This window comes from Allocoprobacillus halotolerans, from assembly GCF_024399475.1.
Classification (GTDB): domain Bacteria; phylum Bacillota_I; class Bacilli_A; order Erysipelotrichales; family Coprobacillaceae; genus Allocoprobacillus; species Allocoprobacillus halotolerans.
In genome coordinates this window covers 1,696,457-1,720,118 of the sequence record NZ_CP101620.1, presented here as the reverse complement: position 1 = coordinate 1,720,118, position 23,662 = coordinate 1,696,457, and the positions used below count along the sequence as shown (strand labels likewise).

The following is a 23,662-nucleotide window of genomic DNA, read 5'->3' as shown; positions in this document are numbered from 1 at the left end:
CATTTTCTCCTTATTTATTTTCCATTCTTGCAAGTACAGCTTTATAAGTTTCAATTAAATCACCAATATCTTGTCTAAAAACATCTTTATCATATTTTTGATTTGTATCAACATCCCATAAACGACAAGAATCAGGTGAAATTTCATCAGCTAATAAGATTTCTCCATCTTCTGTTTTTCCAAATTCAATCTTAAAATCAACTAATTTTAAATTTAATTTTAAGAAGAATGCTTTTAATAATTCATTGATCTTTAATGTTGTTTCACGAATATATTTTAATTCATCTCGAGTAGCAAGTCCTAAAGCCACAGCATGATCATCATTAATTAATGGATCACCATAATCATCATTTTTATAACTTAATTCAAAGATAGGCTCTTCTAAAACAATGCCTTCTTTAGCCCCTAATCTTTTACAGAATGATCCTGTTGTGATATTTCTAATAATCACTTCTAATGGGAAGATTTCTACTTTTTTGACACGAATATCTCTTTCATTGATTTTTTCAATCATATGTGTTTTGATTCCTGCTTCTTCTAACATATCAAAGATAATACAAGAAATCGTATTGTTTAAAACACCTTTTCCTTCAAATTGATCATGTTTGACACCATTTCCTGCTGTTGCATCATCTTTATAATGAATGATGTATTCATTAGGGTTTTCTGTTTCATAAACTTGTTTTGCTTTTCCTTCATATAATAATTTTGCCATTTTTCTTTTCTCCTCTTATTAATATTTTTCCATAACTTCCTGATTAGCCTTTAAAGCCTGTTTTTCATTGTCCTGACGGAAGGCCACTAATTTATCTTTTAATTCTTTATGATGAATAGCCATCATCTGTAAAGCCAAATAAGCAGCATTTTTACTTCCATTAATCGCTACTGTTGCAACGGGAATACCAGAAGGCATTTGGACAATTGACAACAAGGCATCCATTCCATCCAACGCGGCACTTGTAAGTGGTACACCAATAACTGGTAAGACTGTTTGTGATGCCACAACACCTGGTAAAGCAGCTGCCATGCCGGCTGCTGTAATAATCACTTCTGTACCATTATTGTTGACTTCTTCAATAAAAGCACTTAACCCAACGTGAGCACGATGAGCAGATAAACATCTCACTTGTACTTCCACACCATAATCTTTTAAAATTTGAATCGCTGGTTCAACTTTAGGCAAATCACTTGTTGAACCCATAATCACTGCAACTTTCATTATTTCATTCCTTTCTTAAAATAATCCAACAATTTTTCCATCTTCATCTATATCCATATTCACTGCAGCAGGTTGTTTAGGTAAACCTGGCATACGCATAATATCGCCACTAATCGCAACCAAGAATCCAGCTCCAGTATTTGGGATCAAGTCATTAATTTTCACCACAAAACCACTAGGACGACCAAGTAAAGTTGGATCATCAGAAAGTGAGTATTGTGTTTTGGCAATACAGATAGGCATATGTCCTAATCCCTGTGCTTCATATTTTTTCATTTTATTGATTACTTTCTTTGTGAAAGTCACATCATCTGCCCCATATATTTCTCTAGCAATCACTTTAATCTTATCAGCAATTGATAAATCTAAATCATATAAAGGTTCAAAGTTGGCTTCTTTTGTTTCTAAAACATCCAATAATTTTTCAGCAAGTTCTACTCCACCTTCACCACCTTTAGCCCAAACTTCACTAATCGCTACATCCACACCTTTTTCTAAGCAAATATCTTTTAATAATTGAAGTTCAGCTTCTGTATCAGTTGGGAAAGCATTAATAGCCACCACACTAGGTAAATGATATTTATGAATATTTTCAATATGTTTTTCTAAGTTTTCAATACCTTTACGTAAAGCTTCAAGATTTTCCTCACCTAAATCTTTTTTGGCTACACCCCCATGCATTTTTAAAGCACGGACTGTTGCCACAATGACTACTGCATCAGGTTTTAATCCTGCTTGACGACATTTAATATCTAAGAATTTTTCAGCCCCTAAATCAGCTCCAAAACCAGCTTCAGTAATTGCATAGTCACCAAGTTTCATGGCTAGAGTTGTCGCCATCACTGAATTACATCCATGTGCAATATTGGCAAATGGACCACCATGAACAAAAACTGGTGTATGATCTAAAGTCTGTACTAAATTTGGCTTAATCGCATCTTTCAATAATAATGTGACTGCACCTGTTGCCTGAATATCATCCACAGTAACAGGTTCACCAGCATGATTATAAGCCACAATCATACGTCCTGCACGTTGTTTTAAATCTTCTAAAGATGTTGCCAAACATAAAATCGCCATCACTTCACTGGCAACCGAAATATCAAAACCATCTTCTCTTGGCACACCATTAACTTTGCCACCAAGTCCTACAACAATATGTCTTAAAGCACGATCATTTAAATCCACACATCTTTTCCAAACAATTTGTCGTGTATCAATATCCAAAGGATTTCCTTGTTGAATAGAGTTATCCAACATCGCTGCAATTAAATTGTTCGCTGTTGTAATAGCATGAATATCCCCTGTAAAATGAAGATTAATATCTTCCATTGGAACAACCTGTGCATATCCACCACCAGCAGCACCACCTTTAATACCAAAACATGGACCCAAACTTGGCTCACGCATTGCCACAACAGCTTTTTCCCTAATTGGTTTAAAGCCTGAGATAAACCAATCATCGTTGTTGTTTTTCCTTCACCCGCAGGTGTTGGATTAATCGCTGTTACCAAAATAAGTTTTCCATTGTCTTTTGATTGAAGTTGATTAATGGCTTCTAAAGAAATTTTCGCTTTATATTTTCCATAAAGCTCTAAATCATCTTCACTTAATCCAACTTTTTTTGCGATTTCTTGAATTGGTTTCATTTTTGCACTTTGTGCAATTTCTACATCTGTTAACATCATTAACACCCTTTCTGTTTTGATTTTGTGGACCTCTTAACACTTTCTTTATACCATAAATTCATACTTTTGACTATTGATATCGCTGTCAATTTATGAAAAACCAAAAAAGAGTCTAAACGTCCAGACGATTGCCCAGACGGTCGACTCTTTCCCATTATACTTCCATGTGGTCTATTCCACTTCCGTCAGTTGTATAACTACATGAATAATATCATTTCTACTCTTTTTTCAACAATTATTGATATTTTTTAAAGCTCCTTTATCAAGTTTTTTAGATATATCTTTTTGCTTAGATTCATCCTTTAATAAATTCTTTATTCTTCCACCAATATATAAATATATCATATGTTTTAAAATAGCTAACTCATTGATTTCAAGCCTATTTCTTGGATATTTTTCAACCAATATCCATATAACCATTTCAAACATTTAAAAAAATATTGAACGTAATATTTCATGAACTACAATCGTCCAACAAAAGATTGAATCGCATCATTAATAAGTTCTTTATTCATAATAGATGTAGGTATACAATCTCCATTACGCATTTCTAGTTCCCCATTTCTTATCAATAAAATCTCATTCATATTGACAAAATAATGAGGATGCATTTGAAAGAAAGAATAATCCATTAATTTATCTTTGGTACGACTGATATCATGAAAATGTCCAAAAAGTGTTGGCTTTGAGTGACCAGCTGTGTATGAAAACGACTCGTTTCAATATAAATAATCTCACTTGGTAAAAAACGACGGGTTCCACCCGCATCTAAATAAAACAAAACTTGCTGATAAAGTTCCTGATAGTGTTGCCATATTCTTTGAAACTCTCCTTTTAATAAATTTGATAACTCTTTTTTAAAAACATTTGAAAACCATATGCACGAAAACTTTCATGCATATGTGTATAATCATCACCAATATAAATCATTAAACATTCAGGATTCACATCATGAAGCGCCCTTCCTAATTCAAATCCACTTCTTTGACCAATCGTATCACCAATAAAAGCCACGTTATAGCTCTCTTTTTGTGGCGAACGCGAAATATTTATATAATCACTATAACTATCAATCATCATATCTTCATCAATTTGCGTTTGATACAATAACTCACATAAACGTTCAATACAATCTTCGTCATCTAAACAAATTAAAATCTTCATAACTCTCACTCCTCATTTTTATTTTACCTATACAGTTTTATAGAAAAAATGCCACTTTTACTCTTGCTTGTGCATTTTTGACACAGTTTCCATCATTTTTTACATAAATTTGTTAAGGTAAAGAGGAAATCATATAAGGAAGGAGGAATTTGATTTTATGAAAGAACACCGTTTTCTATGGAAAGCATTTCTTTCAAAAGAAAAACTATTTTTAGTGATTGTTGTCTTTATGTTGATGGTAATCAGCATGATTTATAGTTTTCAACAATCAATCTTTTCACAAGCTGGTTATCAACAAGCCTATCCCAATGCTGGACTGGAATTCTATTATAGTCTTTTTCGTATTGGAACCAATCCATTTTTATTTATTTTAATGATGTTGATGCTACCAAACATTATGTCCTATGACCTTTTAAATATGCATCAAAATCATGCAGCCTATCCTATTGAAACACGTCTATCTAGGAAATGTTATTATCAGGAAACTTATTTGAAGAACACCATTTTAACTTTTTGTATTGTGATGATTATTCAATTAGGCTTATTATTGATTAGTCATTTGACATTAGCACCGATTCATTTTCAAAGCATGACTTATCCTGATGGTTATTACATCACTACACAATTGCTTTGTACGAATGAATGTATGAATTTAATTCTTTTTTAATCATGACAGCTTTAGGATATGCTCTTATTTCCGGTTTAATTTTTCTCTACAAAGTTTTATAACGAACAAATATGTTTATCGTTGTTGTGGAGTTATTATTGGTATCTTACTTGTTTTATTCCCAGCTTTGATTCAAGGTTATCTCCCTTATCCAGAGAGTGCTTTTTTAATTCAAATCAACAATCTTGTGGCTTTAGGTTTAGAACATGTAAGAGAAAATCCATATGGTCTATCACATTGGTCTATGTATTTGATTTGTTTTATCATTTATGCAGGAATTTGTTATGGATGTTTTCAAGTACTGCTGATAAGGAGAGAAAGCAATGATTAGAAAATGGTTTTCTCTTTTGGATCAAAGAGTTGTCTTATTATTAATTCTGATGTTAATTGCTTCACCAGTATTATGTGGCAAAAACACTTATACAATCTGTTTGATTTATTCTCATTATCTGGCTGTCTATATGAATAATGTCTTTTTGTTGGTGGTTTATCAATGGATATCAAGATTCAATCGTCTTTTATCACCTATACTTATCAGAGTCAGTGAACAAAAAGCCTATATAACTGCCTATCTCTTTTTAATCTTAGTTAGTTTAATTTATACGTTGACCATTTATATCAGTTATCGTTTCTTTTTTGGTGCCATACCAAGAAACGATTTATTCATCACTGTTATTTTTATGATAACAAATCTGATTATAACTTTTATCGAAATTACGATTATTTATTTACAAATTGGTCATAAGAAAAATTTTATTTATTTAGCTTTACCTATATTTATTAATTTTTTATTTCATCTTATTTATACAAAACTATTTTAAGGAGGAAATATGTTAGATATTCAAGATTTAAGCAAAGACTTTCATAAACATTCTGTCTTGCAACATTTATCTTTACATCTTCATGGACAGGAATTGATTTATATTCATGGCATCAATGGTTCTGGTAAATCCACATTATTTAAATTAATATGTGGCATCTTAAAACCTACATCTGGAACCATTGAAAAAAAGAAGGTTTACAAATCGGTGCCTTAATAGAAAATCCTGGTTTTTTAGAAAACGAAACCCTAGCCTATAATCTCAAATTTTTAGCGTCATTAAACAATCATTATTATCCAGAATATATAGAAGATTTATGCCAACAGTTTCAACTCGATTTTCATAGTCGTATGAAATTAAAAAACTTTTCAGTTGGAATGCGTCAAAAAGCAGGTATTATTCAAGCCATAATGGAAAAACAGGATTTGATTTTATTAGATGAACCAACCCGAGGTTTAGATCAGGCATCTATTCAAACTTTTTGTCAAATCATTAATCAATTACATCTTCAAGGTCATACCATTATCATTGCTGCTCATGACTATTTACCAGATATTCATTATACGCATATTTATCATTTAGAAGGACAACTTCATCTAGATGAAATGGATTAAAGTCTTTTTATTTTATAGTATCGTTGTTTGCTTTTTGAATCATCTTTATTTGGATATAACACCTTATCTTTTATTTCATTATCCTTTTTTTGATTTTCGTTATCTTATTTTTGTTTTGATTCAAATCTTTTGGAGTTTACTTTTTTATCAAATTGTTTATCAGTATTTATGTTTAAATACTCTCATACGCTTACGTCTATCATTGTTAGAACGTTATCTTTTATTATTTAAAAAGTGGCTACAATATCTTGCTTTTTATGCTTTGATTCATATCATTCTCTTGTCTTTTTTATCTCTTCCTATTCCTCTATCCTTACTTACTCTACAGCTTGGTTTATGGACGATTGCTTTTGTAGTTTCACTTGTATTTCATAACATTTCGAGTTATCATTATATCTCAATGGTAGTCATTATGATTGGTATACACATATTTTTATAAAGGAGGGCAGCAATGGAACGAATAGATTTTGCGAATGATTTTATTTATCAGGCATTAGAGAAGCTTTTAAATATTTCTCAAGATGTGCATATGAATGATGAACAACGTCAAGCTATTTATGATGTGATTGAAGATATTGAAGAAGCACGTCATGCTTTATATGAATTAAAAAATGAAATGCGTATCCAAAGAGCATAAATAGATGTTATATAGCATCTATTTTTTTGTATAACGTTCAATAAACTGGAAGATGGTCTGATAATAGACTGATGCATCAGTTGAACAACTCAGGGCATGACCTGCTCCTTCAACAATTAGCTTTTCTTTAGGACAGGTCGCATTTTGATAAAGTTCTTCAACCATCTCACAAGGGACAAAATCATCTTGACTTCCATGAATAAATAACATGGGCACCTGACTTTTTTGTACTTGTTTTAAAGGATTGACATCTTCTAATGCATAACCTGCACGTATTTTTGTGACAAAACTTGCCATATGCAAAGCAATTTCACTTTGCCATTTTTGCATGGAAATATGATATTGAAAAACATCCCAGACACTGGTATAACCACAATCTTCAATCACGGCTTTCACTTGTGGTGGCAATTTTTCTCCGCAACATTCATAACCGTTGCGCCACCCATTGACACACCATATAAGATAATTTGGGCATGTGCATCTTTAGTTAAAATATAATCAATCCAACCAAGAATATCATAACGATCATCCCAGCCCATTCCAATATAATCACCTTCACTTTGTCCATGACCTCTTAAATCAGGAATCAAAAGATTATAACCCTGTTTATAAAAACGCTTAATAGGATTAATAATACTTGTTCCATCACTACGATAACCATGAACCATAATAACGTATACAGGTGCATCCTGTTCTATATAATAAGCATGCAAAAAAAGATCATCATAGCTTTGAATAGAAGTATGAACAGCATGCGTTTCTAACCATTGATGAGATTCAGATGGATTTGATGAAACCATATTTTCAAATAGTGAATGTTGTGAAAGTGGATTTAATGTATAATCATATAAATAATTACCAACATAGAAAGTGATACCTCCAAGAAAAAGAACCACAACAGAAATAAAACAGAGAATAATTTTGATTGATTTTTTCATTTTTGGATGCACCTCTCTTATATTTTCTATTTTATGCATATATTATGTTATAATTATGGAAAGGAGGAAAAAAGATGGCTTTTAAAAAAATAGATATTCAAAATTTAGATATGAATACTTTTCAGGCAATCGGCAAAGATTGGATGTTGATAACGGCAGGTGATCAAAATAAAATCAATACTATGACTGCTTCTTGGGGTGGTATGGGTGTTTTATGGGGAGAAAATGTTGTCCAAGCCTATATTCGTCCTCAACGCTATACAAAACAATTTGTTGACGAGCAATCATGCTTTTCATTATCATTTTTTGATGGTTATAAAAAAGAACTCTCTGTTTTGGGAACAGTTTCTGGACGTGATCAAGATAAGATTCAAAATGTTGATTTTCATCCAACTTTCATTGATGGTGTCCCTACTTTTGAAGAAGCAAAATTTGTTTTCATTGTTGAAAAAATTTATGAAGATATTATAAAACCAGAGAATTTTATTGATACTTCTTTAGATCAAAAATGGTATCCTGAAAAAGATTATCATCATGTCTATATTGCGAAAATAAAAGGTGTTTACCAAAAGGTATAACACCTTATTATTTTAACCTCATTTTTTCTTTTATAGTCATTTCTTTAAAAAATAAATAAAATATGTATTTTGCATTTTTTTACATATAAATTTTATGCATTTTGCATTTTTTATAAAAAAGATGATATAATAAGTACAGGTGGTGATAAAAATGAAAAGAACGATATATAATGATCTCATCCAATGGAAAAATAAATCAACAAAAAAACCACTTATTATTAAAGGAGCGAGGCAGACGGGCAAAACATATATTGTCAGAGAATTTGCAAAAAATCATTATCAGCATTTAATAGAGATTAATTTTGAAAGAGATGATGAATTCAAAACATTATTTCAAAATACCGTAAGCGTCAAATGAAATAGCACTGATATTTATAAAACAAATCATATAAAATGTAACTACCAATTGAAAAGGAGGTTTAGCTACATGAAATATGATTGGAAAAAGATCATTGATGATCAGCTGAACAGTGGACTCACTGTTAATAAATACTGTGATGAACATCATCTTGCTCTCAGCTCTTTCTATAAAAATAAAAGGAAGATTCAAAAGGATTCGGTTTCTACTGATATCTTTCTGCCTGTTGGAGTTATTGATGACATGCCAACACTTGTATCGATGAATATTGATGGTCATACTGTTGAATTTGATTCTTCATTGCTTGATAAAGTCATTGGTGCATTAAAATGATCATTAACACCGATGAAATCAAGAATATATATGTTTCAAGCCATTATGTTGATATGCGAAAGTCGATTGATGGTTTGACACAGATCGTGAATCTTCACTTTCAGATGAATGTTCTTGATCATAGTTTGTTTATCTTTACAAACAAAGCCAGAAACAGGATCAAGATACTCTATTATGAATCCAATGGTTTCTGGCTGTTTATCAAAAGACTTGAACATGGCAGGTTCAAGATTGAAGAACATGATGATTCCAATACAAGAAAAATAACTTCCACTCAGCTCAACTGGCTTCTGGAAGGCCTTGAATTTGAAGAAAAATTCAAAGAAAAACAGCTTCTCATCTAATAATTCATATTGAAATATGGTACAATACTATTCGTTGAATTATTAATATATGGAGTGAATTATACAATGAATCTGAGAAATCTAAGTCAGGAAGAACTAATCAAAAAAATCAATATGCTTGAAGAAAGAATCAAAAGACAGGATAACGAGATCAATGTTTTAAGTGAACAGTTAAACTGGTACAGTCAGCAGATCAGACTTCAGCAGAAGAAGCTTTTGGTTCATCATCAGAAAAAACTGTTCTTCCTGACCAGATTTCTCTTTTTGATGAAATTGAAATTGAATCAACTCCAATCAAAGCAGAGCCAAAACTTGAAGAAGTGACATATAAACGAAAAAAGAAAAACAATAAACGTGGCATTGATATTTCATCATTACCCGCTGTAACAAAGATTTATGATCTAGAAAACAAGAACTGTCCTGACTGTGGTGAACCATTAAGAAAGATTGGTGAAAACATCAGAAAAGAACTTGTCTATTATCCTGCAAGGTATGAAGTTATTGAGCATGTTCAATATGTCTATACCTGTGACAGATGTGAGGAAGATTCATTAAAATCAAAAATATTCAAGGCAGATATGAAAGCTTCTGTTATCTATAAGAGTTTTGCATCACCATCACTTTTATCATATATTATTGATAATAAATTCAATAAGGCATTGCCTTTATACAGACAGGAAGTGATGTTCAATCAGATTGGATTGAAACTATCAAGACAGACAATGGCCAACTGGATGATCAAGCTTCATGATGAATATTTCAAAAGAATGACTGATTATATGCATAAGACACTTCTTCAAAGTGAATATCTGCATGCGGATGAAACAACAAATCAGGTTTTGAATGTTCCAGACCAGAAACCAACAACAAAATCCTATATGTGGGTATACAAGACAGGACGAAGTGAAGACAAGCAAATTGTTCATTTCATTTATGAAAACACAAGAGGTCATGAACATGCAAAGAAACATCTTGAAGGATATCATAATATACTTCAGACAGATGGATATCAGGCCTATGACAAACTTGATGATATCAGACACATGGGATGCTGGGCACATTGTCGTCGAAAGTATTTAGAAGCACTTGATGGTGCACCATCTGATACAGATCTAAAAGGTACTGCAAGTTACAGACTTCTTCATAAGATCAATAAGCTTTTTACGCTTGAAAAGAAATTAAAAGGCAAAAGCTATGAAGAGATCAAAGACACAAGGCAAAAAGAAGCAAAGCCAATCATTGATGATTTCTTCAAGGATGTCAAGGAATGTGCAAAAGTAGCAGTTGAAAAGACCAAACTCAGCCAAGCCTTAACATACAGCATCAACCAGGAAGAAAACTTAAGATTGTATCTTGAAGAAGGTCGTATTGAAATATCCAACAATCGAGCAGAAAATTCAATTCGTCCATTCTGCGTAGGTCGTCGCAACTGGCTGTTTTCAAACACAGTTAAAGGAGCAGAAGCAAGTGCAGCAATCTATTCGCTCCTTGAAACAGCAAAACTTAATAATCTCAAGCCATATGATTATTTTGAATATCTTTTAACAGCATTAACTGAAATAGATATTAATGATGACAAGGAACTAGAAAAGATCATGCCATGGTCAAAATCATTACCAGAAAACATATATCTGACTAAAAAATCGTAGAAATACGATCTTTTAGTCGTTAAATGAAATCCAATAAATACTTACAGTCCTATTATAGTGTTTCTTCAGCATTATTTATAGGGCTTTATTATTTGACGCTTACAAAATACCAAAACAGCTTTAGATATTCTCCAATATTTTGAACTAACTTATATGAATATCTCTTTTGATGAAAATACACTTCTTTTTTAGATGAAATTCAAGCTTGTAGTGATGCTTTGACTGCTCTTAAATTTCTATCAGAAGATTTTCCTTGTGATATTATCTGCTCTGGAAGTATGTTAGGTGTTGCGGTTGCTTCAAGCTCTTCATTTCCAGTAGGTTATGTTGAAACATGGGATATGTTCCCTTTGACCTTTTTAGAATTTATTGAAGCGATGGGGGTAAATCCAACGATTATTGATACGATTTATAATTGTATTCAAAATAACACTTCTATTCCTTTAGCTATCCATGAAAAATTCAATCAATTTTTTAAAGATTATATGATTATTGGTGGAATGCCTGAAGTTGTCAAAACATTCTTAAAAACAAAATCATACCGTGATGCTTTACTTATTCAAAGACAGATTGTGGATGATTATCGAAATGATATGCTGAAATATGCTCATGGTTCTGAGAGAATCAAAGCACGAGAATGTTTTGATTCCATACCTTTGCAACTTGCCAAAGAAAATAAAAAGTTTCAATATAAATTGATTAGAAATGGGGGAAATGCTCGTTACTATGAGTCAAGTCTTGATTGGTTAAAAGATAGTGGTCTGATTGTCAAGACATATCGACTCAAAACACCTGAGTTGCCTTTAGAAGTCAATAAAGAATTAAATATTTTTAAAGTCTATATGACTGATACCGGTCTCCTTGTTTCACAATTTGACGAGGCTGTTATCAAAACATTCATAAGTAGAGATATTGGTTATTTTAAAGGTGCATTATATGAAAATATAGTCGCTCAAATACTTCATTCAAAACAAAAAAGTACTTATTATTATCAACCTTCTCCAACACAAAAAATTGATTTTGTGATTTACTATCAAGGAAAAGTGACACCTATGGAAGTGAAATCTTCTCGCCATACATCTTCAAAATCATTTGATAGCTATATTGATCAATATCACCCAGACATTGCTTTTCGTTTTTCTCAAAAAATATAGGAGAAAACTCTCATCAAATTCACTATTATCCATTATATACATTAGAATTTATCTTAAACTTAGAAAAACATATTTTAGAATAACTGAAAAGAGAACAAGATTCATACTCCTGTTCTTTTTTTATCAAATAGAATCAAAACTCTCAAATTATTTGAAAGCTTAGTTTTTCTATGTATTATACAAGTGGAAAATGAGTAAGAATCTTGGAAATGACTGCTGAAATCATCTGTTATTATGATAAGTTAATTCATGATGAAATAGTTCAAATCTTACAAAAAGAGAATTTAACAGATATTGATGAAATTATTAATCAACAAGAACAACCTCAACTTAGCTGGTGATATGATCACACAAATTGTTGCTATGAGTAAACCAGAAGACGAATACTTTAACTGGCATAATATCTGGATTCCAATTGAATAAATATTTTATTCATCTTCTAAAATAACTGCCGTACCCATGACCATAGGTTTCATTGAATCTCTTAAATCAAAACAAACACCCAAAACTGCATTGGCGCCTTTTTCCTTTGCTTTTTCACCTAAACGTTTTAAAGCATGATTCAAATACACTTCCATATTCATTGCAAATCGTGTGGGACGAATTGCATCATCATATGCAAAAACAATACCCAAATCTTTAACAACTTTCTTACCTGGATAAGAAGATAATGTTGATGTAATCATATAAGCCACCTTCCTTTCTTCCATTATAGCACAAAAGGCTAAGAATCACTCTTAACCTTCTAAACTTTCTTTATATTCTAAATATTCATCATATGTTGATAAACGATCAATACATCCATTATCTTTTAATTCAATAATACGATTAGCGACAGTTTGGACAAATTGATGGTCATGTGATGCAAATAAGATATTTTCCTTAAAACGCATTAACCCTTCATTCAATGCTTGAATAGATTCCAAGTCTAAATGATTGGTTGGTTCATCTAAAACCAAAACATTGGCATTAGCCATCATCATTTTAGCTAACATGCATCTCACTTTTTCTCCACCTGATAAGACATTTGCTTTCTTTAAAGCCTCTTCACCTGAGAACAAGACTCTACCAAGCCATCCTCTTAAATCCTGTTCATAAGCATCTTCACTAGCATATTGTCTTAACCAATCTACCAATGTCACATCACAATCATCAAAATACTCATTATTGTCTTTTGGAAAATATGATCTTGATGTTGTAACACCCCATTGGAAAGTACCTGTATAATCTGTGATTTCTCCCATAATAATCTTAAAGAAACAAGTCACAGCTAATTCATGATCTGAAACAAAAGCTACTTTATCTTTTGGTGAGATAGAGAAAGATACATGATCAAAAATTTGTTCACCATTTTGTTTGTAACCTAAATCTTCAACCGTTAAAACAATATTTCCTACTTCTCTATCTGGTGTAAAACCAATGAATGGATATCTTCTGAGTGATGGTTTTATATCTACCATTTCTAAGTTATCTAATAATTTTTTACGTGATGTCGCCTGCTTTGCTTTTGATGCATTGGCACTAAAACGTGCAATAAATTCTTCTAATTCTTTTTCTTGGCTTCGCTTTTTTATTGATTTCCTTGGCCTGCTTCAACATCATTTGTGAATATTCATACCAGAAATCATAGTTACCTACATATAATTGAATCTTACTATAATCAATATCAGCAATATGTGTACAAACTTTATTTAAGAAATGTCTATCATGTGATACAACAATAACAGTATTAGGGAAATTAAGTAAAAAGTTTTCTAACCATGTCACACTCTTTAAATCTAAGTGGTTTGTTGGTTCGTCTAATAATAAGACATCTGGATTACCAAACAATGCCTGTGCTAATAAAACTTTAATTTTTTGCTGGTCACCTAATTCTTTCATCAAGACATGATGAAACTGAGATGAAATACCTAATCCATTTAATAAAATTTCAGCATCGGTTTCAGCGTTCCAACCATCCATTTCCATGAATTCACCTTCAAGTTCAGCCAATTCAATTCCATCTTCATCATTGAAATCTGCTTTACTATAAAGTTCTTCTTTTCTTAACATGATTTCATATAAACGTTTATTTCCCATTAAAACTGTTTTTAAAACTTCCTGATCATCATAGGCAAAATGATCCTGTTTTAACACCGAAAGTCTTTGTCCCGGTGTCATCAAAACTTCTCCTTTATTGGGTTCAATTTCACCTGATAAGATTTTTAAAAAAGTAGATTTTCCAGCACCATTGGCACCAATAATCCCATAACAGTTTCCTTCTGTAAACTTGATAGATACATTTTCAAATAAGGCTCGATCACCATATCTTAAAGATACATTTTGCGTTGCTATCATTTCTCATTCTCCTTTTTGACAAGTCCACTCTATTATACATGAAAGATATTTTTTTGCAAAGAAAAACGTTATCAAAAGCATGATAACGCATTATTGTTGAACAATCACTGTTTGAAATTCAAAATGGGCATAGTGTTGTCTTGATAAAGTATATTCAAAAATCGAACCATTGCTTAAAAAAGAGATTTGTTCTTCTTGAATATAGGGTTCATTTTCCTTTAAACCAAGATATTGTTGTTCTAAAGGTGTGGATAAAGCTGCATGAATTGTTAAATGGCAACTTTGAATCTTTAATTTCAAGACATTTTCAATATAGCCATAGATTGAGCCTTTTAAATGTTGTAATTTCAAATTAGGAATGACACTAATAGGAATATAGGTAATATCTATAAGATGAGGAATTTTATCTAAAAAACGTAAACGTATAATATGATAGACAAAGTCTCCAACATCAATCTGTAATTTCTCTGATAATAATTCATCAGCGGGAACAACTTCAAATTCTAAAACATCACTTGTCACTTCTTTGATGCCTTGATATTGGGCTGTTAAACCTCTTGCTGATTTATTCACAGCTCTTTCCATTAATGGATCAAAATCCTTCACAAAAGTTCCTGCCCCGTCGACGAATAATCAATCCTTCTTTGACTAATATATCTAAAGCTTTTTTCATTGTTTCTTTATTACAATGATAGCTCATGCATAAAACATACTCATAAGGAAGCTTTTGACCAAAAGTATATTCTTGATTTTTAATTTTCTGACGAATATCATCAGCAATATCTCTGTACTTTGCCATAAACTCACCTCACCAATATAAAAATACCATACTTTTAATTTAATTTCACGGTTTTTTTATTATTTTTCTATATTTTCATACTTTGAAGACACTTTTTACCCAAAGAAACAATCTTTAACTCGCCATTTTCATAAATCCCAAAACTTTTTTCTCCGGCTTTTGGTAATGAAATAGATGAAGGATTAAAGAAAATAATCCCATTTTCTTTCTTTAATGCAGGTTTATGGAAATGACCATACATAAAAACATCACCTTGTTGTAACATCGGTAAATGTGTCTCATCATATAAATGTCCATGTGTCAAAAAGAAACGATGTTGATCAATATACATTTCAATATAGTCACTTCGCATTGGAAATTCTAAAACCATCTGATCTACTTCTGCATCACAATTTCCTCTCACCGCTATAATCTTATCTTTATACTGATTAAGCAATTGAATAACTTTTTTAGGTTGATAACCTTCAGGCAATGGATTTCTAGGACCATGATAAAGCAAGTCTCCTAGTAAAATCAATTTATCAACCTGTTCCTCTTCATAAATATCCATCACTCTTTTAAAATCATCATAAGAACCATGAATATCTGAAACAATCATTAATTTCATTTCAATCCCTCCAATTCAACCCCAACAGGACAATGATCAGATCCAAAAACATCATTATAAATATAAGCATCTTGAATCTGTTTTTCTAAATCCTCAGACACAACAAAATAATCAATACGCCAGCCAGCATTTTTCTCTCTCGCTTTAAACATATATGACCACCAAGAATACTTTTCTACTGTTGGATATTGATGACGGAATGTATCAATAAAACCACTCTCCAACAATTCTGTAAACTTTTGTCTTTCTTCATCTGTAAAACCAGCATTTTTATGATTCGTTTTATCATTTTTTAAATCAATTTCATTGTGCGCTACATTCAAATCTCCACAAATCACAACTGATTTTTTCTGTTTCAAACGATTCACATATTCTCTAAAAACATCTTCCCAAACTTGACGATAGTCTAAACGTTCTAATCCTCTTTTAGAATTAGGTGTATAGACTGTCACAAAATAATAGTTTTCATATTCTAATGTAATGACACGACCTTCCTGATCATGTTCTTCTTTGCCTAAACCATAGGTTACAGACAAAGGTTCTTTTTTGTATAAATAGCTGTTCCACTATATCCTTTTTTCACTGCATCATTATAGTACGAAATATAACCATCAAATTGTAAATCTAATTGTTGCTTTTGTAATTTTGTTTCTTGAATTGCAAAAATATCTGCATCAACAGCTAAGAAAAAATCTTGAAATCCTTTATTTAAACAAGCTCTTAAACCATTCACATTCCATGATACAAATAACATATTTTCCTCCTTTTTAAAAAGAGGGGTTATACCCCCTCTTCCTCAATAGCATATCTTACAATTGTTTTGAGTTTATCAACAGGATTCTTTTCTGGATCATTTAAATAAATCTCATGATGGAATCCACTTAATTTCATCCCTTGAATTGTAATATATTCCATAATTTGTTTGGTTGTATTAATTTCTGTGTTGTAAGCCCCTTTATGTAACATTTGTACACAACGTCCTTCTGTAAACTTCTTTAAATACACATCAACAAGATATGGATTATCCTTTTTTAAAGCCACATTTTCTTTAATCATTTCAAAAGTCTGTTCATCAAGGACTTTTGGTTGTGCAACCATCAAAGTAAATTTAATCATTTTCTTTCTTGTGACATCAAATTGGCTATTATCATATGTATCCCATAAGCCTTCTAATGGAGAAATTAAATATAATAAATCCATCTTTTCTTTAAAATAATCTTTAATTGCTTTAGATAATATATGTAAAGCCTCAGCTTTTAATTTAAACTCTTCCACATTGGGATTTCCGATTCCATCAACCATCAGAAAATTAAATTCTGGCACATCGACAACATCAATTCTTTTTGTTGAAGCATCATATTGCTTTTTATACTCTCTTCTAATGCCTTCCTTCATTGAAAATCCTCCTTCCACTGCATTTAACATTATATATAATTTCCATAAAAATATCTACTTATTTTAGGATTTTTTTATTTTTTATCATCTTATTTTTTATTTTTCACACAAAAAAAGTGATTTTTTTAATCACTTTTCATCCCACAAAACAACTTGACAAGCTTGATTTGTTCGCTTTATATCAATAATTCTTTGATTTTCAGATCCCCTGAATTTTAAACGAATATTCTTTTGACTGACAATAAAAGGACCATCCACCAATATATCAATATAGCTTAAAATCTCGTCTGTATTTTCACCATAAGCTCTACCACCAGGTAACAAATCTTCATACAAATAACCTGTATAACACCAGATATTTTTATCAGGATAAGTATTGCGCACTTGTCTTAATAAAGGCAACAAACCTTCTTGATTGACTAATTCCATTGGTTCCCCACCTAAAAGAGTTAATCCAGCAATATGTTCTGGTGAAAGTGCCTTTAAAATAAAATCTATCGTTTCTTGCGTGAAATCTTGACCATATTGAAAATCCCATGCAATTTCATTAAAACAATCAGGACAACGATGGGTACAGCCAGAAACAAAGAGTGACACACGCACTCCTGTTCCATTGGCTATATCAACAGTTTTAATAGTTGCATACTTCATTTTTATAAGTGTAAGACACGTTCCTTAATTTCTTGTGTACGTCCCTGATTCCAGAACTGTGTTCCAATATATCCACATGTACGTCTGGCTACGCTCATTTTATCCTGATTTGTATTGCCACAATTTGGACATACCCAAATCAATTTTCCATCTTTATCTTCTTTGATTTGAATTTCTCCATCATAGCCACATTCCATACAATAATCACTCTTTGTATTTAATTCTGCATACATAATATGTTCATAAATATGTTTCATTACCGCTAAAACAGCTTCAATATTATCTTGCATATTAGGAACTTCAACATAGCTGATAGCTCCTCCTGGTGATAATTTTTGGAATTGTGATTCAAATGTTAATTTTGTAAAAGCATCAATTTCTTCAGTCACATTGACATGATAACTGTTTGTAATATAGTTTTTATCAGTCACACCAGGAATCTTTCCAAAACGTTTTTGTAAACATTTTGCAAATTTATATGTTGTTGATTCAATTGGGGTACCATATAAACTAAAATCAATATTTTCTTGAGCTTTCCATAAAGCACAAGCATCATTTAAATGTTGCATCACTTCTAAGGCAAACGGTGTAGCCTCAGGATCAGTATGTGATTTTCCTGTCATATATTTCACACATTCACAAAGTCCTGCATAACCAAGTGAAATTGTTGAATAACCACCATAAAGCAATTGATCAAGTGTTTCTCCTTTTTGAAGTCTCGCAAGAGCTCCATATTGCCATAAAATTGGTGCCACATCACTGACTGTTCCTTTTAAGCGATTATGACGACACATTAAAGCTTCTTTACATAAAGCCAATCTTTCATCCATAATACGCCAGAATTCTTTCATATCACCTTGTGATGAACAAGCCACATCCACAAGATTAATAGTGACAACCCCTTGATTAAAACGTCCATAATACTTAGGTTGATTTGTTTTTGGATCAACATATGGTGTTAAGAAACTACGACATCCCATACATGTATAACAATGTCCTTCATTGTTTTTATCCACTTTTAATTCCAACATTTTCTTTTCAGAAATATAATCAGGAACCATTCGTTTAGCTGTACATTTTGCAGCTAATTCTGTTAAATACCAATAACGACTATCTTCACTAATATTATCTTCCTCTAAAACATAAATTAATTTAGGGAAAGCTGGTGTGACATACACACCATTTTCATTTTTCACACCTAAAATTCTTTGATTTAATGTTTCTTCAATAATTAAAGCCAAATCATCTTTCACTTGTCCATCAGGCACTTCATTTAAATACATAAAGACTGTCACAAATGGTGCCTGGCCATTTGTTGTCATTAAAGTAATGACCTGATATTGAATCATTTGAACACCACGATTAATTTCTTTACGCACACGATATTCAGCCAATTCATTAATCTGTTCTTCTGTCACTGGAATATTTTCCTGTTCAAATTCTTCACGTACTTCTTTTCTAAATTTTTGACGACTGACATCAACAAAAGGAGCAAGATGAGATAAGCTGATACTTTGTCCTCCATATTGTGAGCTGGCTACTTGCGCAATAATTTGTGTCGCAATATTACAAGCTGTTGAAAAACTCTTTGGTCTTTCAATCATTGTTTCACTGATGACTGTTCCATTTTGTAACATATCTTCAAGATTGACTAAACAGCAATTATGCATATGTTGTGCAAAATAATCTGAATCATGGAAATGAATAATCCCCTCTTCATGAGCTTTAACAATATGTCCTGGCAACAATAAACGTTTCGTAATATCCTTACTCACTTCTCCTGCCATATAATCACGTTGAACACTATTAACAGTTGGATTTTTATTTGAATTTTCTTGTTTCACTTCTTCATTAGCACATTCAATCAAACTTAAAATCTGTTCATCTGTCGTATTAGATTTACGCACCAATGCACGCATATAACGATATGTAATATATTTTCTCGCTACCGCAAAAGCATTTAATTTCATAATTTCATTTTCAACAAGATTTTGAATTTCTTCAACATTCAATGCTCGTTTCATTTTTTCACATTGATATTTCACATTGTTTGTAATATTATCAATATCTTCATCTGATAATCTATCCTTGCTGACAACCTCATTATTCGCTTTTTCAATAGCAGCTGTAATCTTCGATTGGTCAAATATCACTTCAGCTCCATTACGTTTAATAATCTTCATAAAACCCTTCCTCCTTGTTATTGTAATAGTTAGTGTATCATATTCATCATCTAAAGAAAAGGAATATACACCATCACTCCCTAGTTTTTAAAAATCTCACAAACAAAATCAAAAAGCATTGATTTTATCAATACTTTTTGATTTTATCTCGATGATTTGATTTTATTATCTAGAAACATTATAGCTTATTTATAGACAAAATAAAAGAGTAAAACTGATAATTTGACGGAAAATTATTTTCTCATTTTCAACCAGCAAAATGAGTATCAATATTTCATTTCAAAACTCTTTTCGTTTTCTAAAACAGCTAAATCTTCTATATCATAATGATCAATACGAATATAGCGAATACTTTGCATATGCATAATAGCCTGTTGAATCAAAGACCATTCCCCTTGCACACAAGCTTCAACATCACCGTTACTTAAATTTCTGACCCAGCCTGTTAAATGAAGACGTGTTGCCTGTTGATAAAATGTAATACGAAAGCCAACACCTTGAACGTGTCCTTTAAAAATAATATGTTTTCTAACCATCCTATCACCTTCTTACTTTTATTCTATCATCTTATCAAAATGAAAAAAAGAAAAACCCTCAAGATTTCTCTAATCATCCAATCCTTTTTTCGATAACCGTAAATAAAAGCAATAATTCCAACAATAACCCAAATCAAACAAACAACCATCGCAATAAATACATCTTGATTCCAAAACGATGTTTGAGATAATTGTAAATATAATGTTTGAAAAGATGTAGTAGGAAACAATAATGCCACTTTTCCAATCACTTCATTAAACTGACTAAACATTGGTGGTAACATTAAGAAAATCATTAATGGTGAACTTAATGTCCCAGCACTCATTTGATCTTTAGCCAATAAACCAACTAAAGCGCCAAAGAAAAGAACACCTAAAGATGAAAGGACAAAAAATAATATAAAATATCCTAATTGCCCTAAAGGTTGTCCACAGACAAGAAAAATAAGTATACCATCAATTAACATTAATCCTAAAGCAACCATTGCTTTACTTACTAAAAAATCTGTCGCACTGACATTTGCAAGCATTAATGAGCGTAATGTATGTTTTTCTTTTTCTTCAGCAACCATATTAGCTAGAACATTCAAAGGTACAATTGATATTGTCATGACAATACAAAGCACAATAACAAAACTACCAGTCGCTCCTTCTAATATATCACTCAATAAAAAATTATACATCGCACCAAATAAGACTGGTAAAGCTAACATCAAAAAGACATTTTTATTCACAAAACAATTCTTTAAATCTTTCATAAATAAAGCTTTACAAATACGTATATTCATTATGATTCCTCCTTTGTAAGTGTTAAAAAGACTTCTTTTAAACTTGGTTCAATAGAATGAATCATTAATAATTCATTCATCTGTTCTAATTCCTGTTTTAAAAGGGGCTTATCTAAAGGAATCGTATAATCTTTTTTATCCGTTTTTATACGAATCAATTGTTTTGAATACTTTAACTTCAAAGCCTCTGGTTCGCCACTTTCAATAATATGTCCATGATTCAAGAAAGCAACACGATGACACATTTCATCTGCTTCTTCCATATTGTGTGTTGTTAAAAAGACGGTTGTTCCCTTTGCATTTAATTTTTTTATAATCTCTCTGACTTCTTGAGCTGTTGAAGGATCAAGGTTTGCTGTGGGTTCATCCAAAAACAAAAGTGATGGTGAATGAATAATTGTTCTTGCAAAAATTAATCTTTGTTTCATTCCTTTTGATAATTGACTGACCTGCTGATTTTTAACATCCAACAAATCAACTTCTGCTAAAACTTTTTCAATACAACTTTTATCAATATCATAGATTTTTGTAAACAACAACAAATTATCATAAACACTCATCTTCTCATATAATCCACTGTTATCACTCATAATTCCAATCTTTTGTTTCATCTTCGATGAAAAAGGATTTTCACCCAAAACCAAAATATCGCCACTATCATTTTTTAATTGCCCCGTCAACAATTTAATTGTCGTTGTCTTACCAGCTCCCGAGGGCCCTAAAAAGCCAAAAATTTCTCCTTTTTTTATCATCAAATCACAGTTCTCTAAAGCAATCGTTGTGGCAAATTGTTTAGATAGCTTTTTGACTTCAATGACATTTTCATTCATCATATATCCTCCTCACTTCTATTATATACCCCCCCCCGACTTTTTTGCAAGTCCCTATTGACTTATGCAGGGAAGTTTTTGTTATGAAAAAAGTATCCCGAAAGATACTTTTAACGATTCTTTGTGATAAAGTGATATGCGTCTTTACACATATCTTCCAATGTTTTTTCAGCCACCCAACCAAGTTCTTCTCTGGCTTTTGTTGGATCAGCATAACAAGTCGCAATATCACCCGCACGTCTTGGCTTGATTTCATAATTAACTTTCACATCATTGGCTTTTTCATATGCTTTAACAATGTCCAAAACACTATAACCATGTCCTGTCCCTAAGTTATAAGTATAGACACCATGATCTCCAGTTAATTTTTTCAACGCTTTAACATGCCCTTTGGCTAAGTCAACCACATGAATATAATCTCTGACTCCTGTTCCATCAGGTGTATCATAATCATTTCCAAAGACACCTAAACATTCAAGTTCTCCAACTGCAACTTTTGAAATATAAGGCACCAAATTGTTAGGAATACCATTAGGATCTTCACCTAACAATCCACTGGCATGAGCACCAATTGGATTAAAATATCTTAATAAGACGATATTCCATTCATCATCAGAAATATAAATATCTCTTAAAATATTTTCAATCATTAATTTTGTTGTACCATAAGGATTTGTTGTTGGTCCTAATGGGAAATCTTCTTTGATTGGAACAGTATGAGGATTTCCATAAACTGTTGCACTTGATGAAAAAATCAAATTCTTACAGTTATATTTTCTTAATAACTGACATAAAACTAGCGTACTCATCAAGTTATTTTGATAATATTCCATTGGTTTTTGAACGGATTCACCAACCGCTTTATAACCAGCAAAATGAATAGCTCCATCAATATGATGTTCCTGAAAAACCTTTTCCATAGCCATTTCATCTAAGCAATCCACTTCATAAAAAGTCGGTCTTTTTCCAGTAATCTTGGTAATATTATCCAATGCTTCTGGTTTAGAATTATAAAAGTTATCAACAATCACAACTTCATGACCTTCCTGCATTAATTCTACAACTGTATGGCTGCCAATATAGCCTGCCCCTCCTGTGACTAAAATTTTCATTTGTTTTCCTCCTTTAAATAGTCCTCAAATATCTTTTGAATAATGTCTTTAGAAGCTGCTCCTTCATGAAGTTTTTTCTGATCTTCAAAAAACAAGGAACATAATAATAATCATAACGATCAGCCAATTCACTCTGTTCACTTTCTTCAATCATTTCTAATGGAACTTGCTGATATTTTTCATCTTCTTGATATAACTCTTGAATCCACGTTAATGCCTGACGACAATATGGACAATTCTTTAAATAAAATAGTTTCATA

The 23,662-nt window shown here is 31.6% G+C and carries 33 protein-coding genes, 4 pseudogenes and 1 riboswitch; of the genes and pseudogenes, 15 read left to right on the top strand and 22 right to left on the bottom strand.

Annotated elements, in window-relative coordinates; genetic code table 11:
* Positions 1-10 precede the first annotated feature (10 nt).
* The 6 genes and pseudogenes from purC to NMU03_RS10185 form a co-directional block, all read right to left on the bottom strand.
* Entirely contained in the window at positions 11-715 is a 705-nt protein-coding gene (gene purC / locus NMU03_RS10210; protein WP_290138093.1) for a phosphoribosylaminoimidazolesuccinocarboxamide synthase, read from the bottom strand.
* An 18-nt stretch (positions 716-733) separates the two neighbouring features.
* Entirely contained in the window at positions 734-1,219 is a 486-nt protein-coding gene (gene purE, locus NMU03_RS10205; protein WP_290138092.1) for a 5-(carboxyamino)imidazole ribonucleotide mutase, read from the bottom strand.
* Positions 1,220-1,234: 15 nt separating this feature from the next.
* A pseudogene (locus NMU03_RS10200) lies at positions 1,235-2,868 on the bottom strand (formate--tetrahydrofolate ligase).
* A 162-nt stretch (positions 2,869-3,030) separates the two neighbouring features.
* A riboswitch (ZMP/ZTP riboswitch) is annotated at positions 3,031-3,110 on the bottom strand.
* Positions 3,111-3,135: 25 nt separating this feature from the next.
* Positions 3,136-3,312: a hypothetical protein gene (locus NMU03_RS10195; RefSeq protein ID WP_290138090.1), complete on the bottom strand. Its 177-nt coding sequence runs from the start codon at positions 3,310-3,312 to the stop codon at positions 3,136-3,138.
* Positions 3,313-3,368: 56 nt separating this feature from the next.
* Positions 3,369-3,539: a hypothetical protein gene (locus NMU03_RS10190; protein ID WP_290138088.1), complete on the bottom strand. Its 171-nt coding sequence runs from the start codon at positions 3,537-3,539 to the stop codon at positions 3,369-3,371.
* Positions 3,540-3,741: 202 nt separating this feature from the next.
* Entirely contained in the window at positions 3,742-4,071 is a 330-nt protein-coding gene (locus tag NMU03_RS10185) for a hypothetical protein (RefSeq protein WP_290138087.1), read from the bottom strand.
* Positions 4,072-4,228: 157 nt separating this feature from the next.
* On the opposite strand from NMU03_RS10185, the gene NMU03_RS10180 reads away from it, so the two are divergent.
* The 6 genes from NMU03_RS10180 (at position 4,229) to NMU03_RS10155 (ending at position 6,810) form a co-directional block, all read left to right on the top strand.
* The gene (locus tag NMU03_RS10180) at positions 4,229-4,738 is read left to right on the top strand and encodes a hypothetical protein (protein WP_290138085.1); all 510 of its coding nucleotides are present in this window, start codon (positions 4,229-4,231) and stop codon (positions 4,736-4,738) included.
* A gap of 127 nt (positions 4,739-4,865) precedes the next feature.
* Entirely contained in the window at positions 4,866-5,069 is a 204-nt protein-coding gene (locus NMU03_RS10175) for a hypothetical protein (RefSeq protein ID WP_290138084.1), read from the top strand.
* On the top strand, positions 5,062-5,559 hold the full coding sequence (locus NMU03_RS10170; protein ID WP_290138082.1) for a hypothetical protein: 498 nt from the start codon (positions 5,062-5,064) through the stop codon (positions 5,557-5,559). Before NMU03_RS10175 ends, NMU03_RS10170 begins: the two co-directional genes overlap by 8 nt.
* A 9-nt stretch (positions 5,560-5,568) precedes the next feature.
* Complete coding sequence (locus tag NMU03_RS10165) at positions 5,569-5,775, top strand: ATP-binding cassette domain-containing protein (RefSeq protein WP_290138080.1); 207 nt, start codon at positions 5,569-5,571, stop codon at positions 5,773-5,775.
* On the top strand, positions 5,763-6,173 hold the full coding sequence (locus NMU03_RS10160; RefSeq protein ID WP_353956695.1) for an ATP-binding cassette domain-containing protein: 411 nt from the start codon (positions 5,763-5,765) through the stop codon (positions 6,171-6,173). The genes NMU03_RS10165 and NMU03_RS10160 overlap by 13 nt, the downstream gene beginning before the upstream one ends.
* 451 nt (positions 6,174-6,624) lie before the next feature.
* Positions 6,625-6,810, top strand: coding sequence for a hypothetical protein (locus tag NMU03_RS10155; RefSeq protein WP_290138079.1), 186 nt, complete (start codon positions 6,625-6,627; stop codon positions 6,808-6,810).
* Positions 6,811-6,828: 18 nt separating this feature from the next.
* On the opposite strand, the gene NMU03_RS10150 is transcribed toward NMU03_RS10155, so the two are convergent.
* Positions 6,829-7,218, bottom strand: coding sequence for an alpha/beta hydrolase (locus tag NMU03_RS10150; RefSeq protein WP_290138077.1), 390 nt, complete (start codon positions 7,216-7,218; stop codon positions 6,829-6,831).
* Entirely contained in the window at positions 7,203-7,748 is a 546-nt protein-coding gene (locus tag NMU03_RS10145) for an alpha/beta hydrolase (protein ID WP_290138075.1), read from the bottom strand. Before NMU03_RS10145 ends, NMU03_RS10150 begins: the two co-directional genes overlap by 16 nt.
* A gap of 74 nt (positions 7,749-7,822) precedes the next feature.
* Between NMU03_RS10145 and NMU03_RS10140 the strand changes: the two genes are divergently transcribed.
* The 9 genes and pseudogenes from NMU03_RS10140 (at position 7,823) to NMU03_RS10100 (ending at position 12,505) form a co-directional block, all read left to right on the top strand.
* Entirely contained in the window at positions 7,823-8,326 is a 504-nt protein-coding gene (locus NMU03_RS10140; protein ID WP_290138074.1) for a flavin reductase family protein, read from the top strand.
* Between the two features lie 151 nt (positions 8,327-8,477).
* Positions 8,478-8,684, top strand: a complete 207-nt coding sequence (locus NMU03_RS10135) for an AAA family ATPase (RefSeq protein ID WP_290138073.1) — start codon at positions 8,478-8,480, stop codon at positions 8,682-8,684.
* Between the two features lie 69 nt (positions 8,685-8,753).
* Entirely contained in the window at positions 8,754-9,017 is a 264-nt protein-coding gene (gene tnpA, locus NMU03_RS10130) for an IS66 family insertion sequence element accessory protein TnpA (protein WP_290138071.1), read from the top strand.
* Positions 9,014-9,361 (top strand): IS66 family insertion sequence element accessory protein TnpB, encoded by a 348-nt coding sequence (gene tnpB, locus NMU03_RS10125; RefSeq protein ID WP_290138069.1) that lies wholly within the window; start codon positions 9,014-9,016, stop codon positions 9,359-9,361. Before tnpA ends, tnpB begins: the two co-directional genes overlap by 4 nt.
* Before the next feature lie 66 nt (positions 9,362-9,427).
* Positions 9,428-9,685 (top strand): hypothetical protein, encoded by a 258-nt coding sequence (locus NMU03_RS10120; protein WP_290138067.1) that lies wholly within the window; start codon positions 9,428-9,430, stop codon positions 9,683-9,685.
* Complete coding sequence (gene tnpC / locus NMU03_RS10115) at positions 9,682-11,010, top strand: IS66 family transposase (RefSeq protein ID WP_290138066.1); 1,329 nt, start codon at positions 9,682-9,684, stop codon at positions 11,008-11,010. The genes NMU03_RS10120 and tnpC overlap by 4 nt, the downstream gene beginning before the upstream one ends.
* A gap of 194 nt (positions 11,011-11,204) precedes the next feature.
* Positions 11,205-11,366 (top strand): annotated as a pseudogene (locus NMU03_RS10110) (AAA family ATPase); the annotation flags it as partial.
* The gene (locus tag NMU03_RS10105; protein ID WP_353956694.1) at positions 11,352-12,164 is read left to right on the top strand and encodes an ATP-binding protein; all 813 of its coding nucleotides are present in this window, start codon (positions 11,352-11,354) and stop codon (positions 12,162-12,164) included. The pseudogene NMU03_RS10110 and the gene NMU03_RS10105, both read left to right, overlap by 15 nt.
* Before the next feature lie 203 nt (positions 12,165-12,367).
* Positions 12,368-12,505, top strand: coding sequence for a hypothetical protein (locus tag NMU03_RS10100; RefSeq protein ID WP_290138064.1), 138 nt, complete (start codon positions 12,368-12,370; stop codon positions 12,503-12,505).
* An 87-nt stretch (positions 12,506-12,592) separates the two neighbouring features.
* Here the strand turns inward: NMU03_RS10100 and NMU03_RS10095 are convergent, their stop codons facing one another.
* From NMU03_RS10095 to NMU03_RS10030, 14 genes and pseudogenes are all read right to left on the bottom strand, one after another.
* On the bottom strand, positions 12,593-12,850 hold the full coding sequence (locus tag NMU03_RS10095) for a heavy metal-binding domain-containing protein (RefSeq protein ID WP_290138063.1): 258 nt from the start codon (positions 12,848-12,850) through the stop codon (positions 12,593-12,595).
* 51 nt (positions 12,851-12,901) lie between these two features.
* Positions 12,902-14,501: pseudogene (locus NMU03_RS10090) on the bottom strand (ABC-F family ATP-binding cassette domain-containing protein).
* A 90-nt stretch (positions 14,502-14,591) separates the two neighbouring features.
* Positions 14,592-15,107, bottom strand: a complete 516-nt coding sequence (locus NMU03_RS10085) for a UTRA domain-containing protein (protein ID WP_290138061.1) — start codon at positions 15,105-15,107, stop codon at positions 14,592-14,594.
* Positions 15,094-15,300, bottom strand: a complete 207-nt coding sequence (locus tag NMU03_RS10080) for a GntR family transcriptional regulator (protein ID WP_290138060.1) — start codon at positions 15,298-15,300, stop codon at positions 15,094-15,096. Before NMU03_RS10080 ends, NMU03_RS10085 begins: the two co-directional genes overlap by 14 nt.
* A 67-nt stretch (positions 15,301-15,367) precedes the next feature.
* Entirely contained in the window at positions 15,368-15,907 is a 540-nt protein-coding gene (gene yfcE, locus NMU03_RS10075; protein WP_290138058.1) for a phosphodiesterase, read from the bottom strand.
* Positions 15,904-16,661 (bottom strand): annotated as a pseudogene (locus NMU03_RS10070) (exodeoxyribonuclease III). The gene yfcE and the pseudogene NMU03_RS10070 overlap by 4 nt, the downstream one beginning before the upstream one ends.
* Before the next feature lie 26 nt (positions 16,662-16,687).
* On the bottom strand, positions 16,688-17,302 hold the full coding sequence (locus NMU03_RS10065) for a GyrI-like domain-containing protein (RefSeq protein WP_290138056.1): 615 nt from the start codon (positions 17,300-17,302) through the stop codon (positions 16,688-16,690).
* A 129-nt stretch (positions 17,303-17,431) separates the two neighbouring features.
* Positions 17,432-17,953 carry an anaerobic ribonucleoside-triphosphate reductase activating protein gene (nrdG, locus tag NMU03_RS10060; protein WP_290138053.1) on the bottom strand — a complete coding sequence of 174 codons (522 nt, stop codon included), beginning with the start codon at positions 17,951-17,953 and terminating at the stop codon, positions 17,432-17,434.
* A gap of 2 nt (positions 17,954-17,955) precedes the next feature.
* Positions 17,956-20,136 carry an anaerobic ribonucleoside-triphosphate reductase gene (gene nrdD / locus NMU03_RS10055; protein WP_290138051.1) on the bottom strand — a complete coding sequence of 727 codons (2,181 nt, stop codon included), beginning with the start codon at positions 20,134-20,136 and terminating at the stop codon, positions 17,956-17,958.
* A gap of 266 nt (positions 20,137-20,402) precedes the next feature.
* Positions 20,403-20,672: an acylphosphatase gene (locus tag NMU03_RS10050; RefSeq protein ID WP_290138049.1), complete on the bottom strand. Its 270-nt coding sequence runs from the start codon at positions 20,670-20,672 to the stop codon at positions 20,403-20,405.
* A 26-nt stretch (positions 20,673-20,698) separates the two neighbouring features.
* Complete coding sequence (locus NMU03_RS10045; protein ID WP_290138047.1) at positions 20,699-21,460, bottom strand: ABC transporter permease; 762 nt, start codon at positions 21,458-21,460, stop codon at positions 20,699-20,701.
* Entirely contained in the window at positions 21,460-22,290 is an 831-nt protein-coding gene (locus NMU03_RS10040) for an ABC transporter ATP-binding protein (protein WP_290138045.1), read from the bottom strand. Before NMU03_RS10040 ends, NMU03_RS10045 begins: the two co-directional genes overlap by 1 nt.
* Positions 22,291-22,400: 110 nt before the next feature.
* A complete protein-coding gene (galE, locus tag NMU03_RS10035) occupies positions 22,401-23,402 on the bottom strand; it encodes a UDP-glucose 4-epimerase GalE (RefSeq protein WP_290138043.1) in 1,002 nt (333 codons plus the stop codon).
* A 13-nt stretch (positions 23,403-23,415) separates the two neighbouring features.
* Positions 23,416-23,661, bottom strand: a complete 246-nt coding sequence (locus NMU03_RS10030; RefSeq protein ID WP_290138041.1) for a thioredoxin domain-containing protein — start codon at positions 23,659-23,661, stop codon at positions 23,416-23,418.
* Position 23,662: the final 1 nt, after the last annotated feature.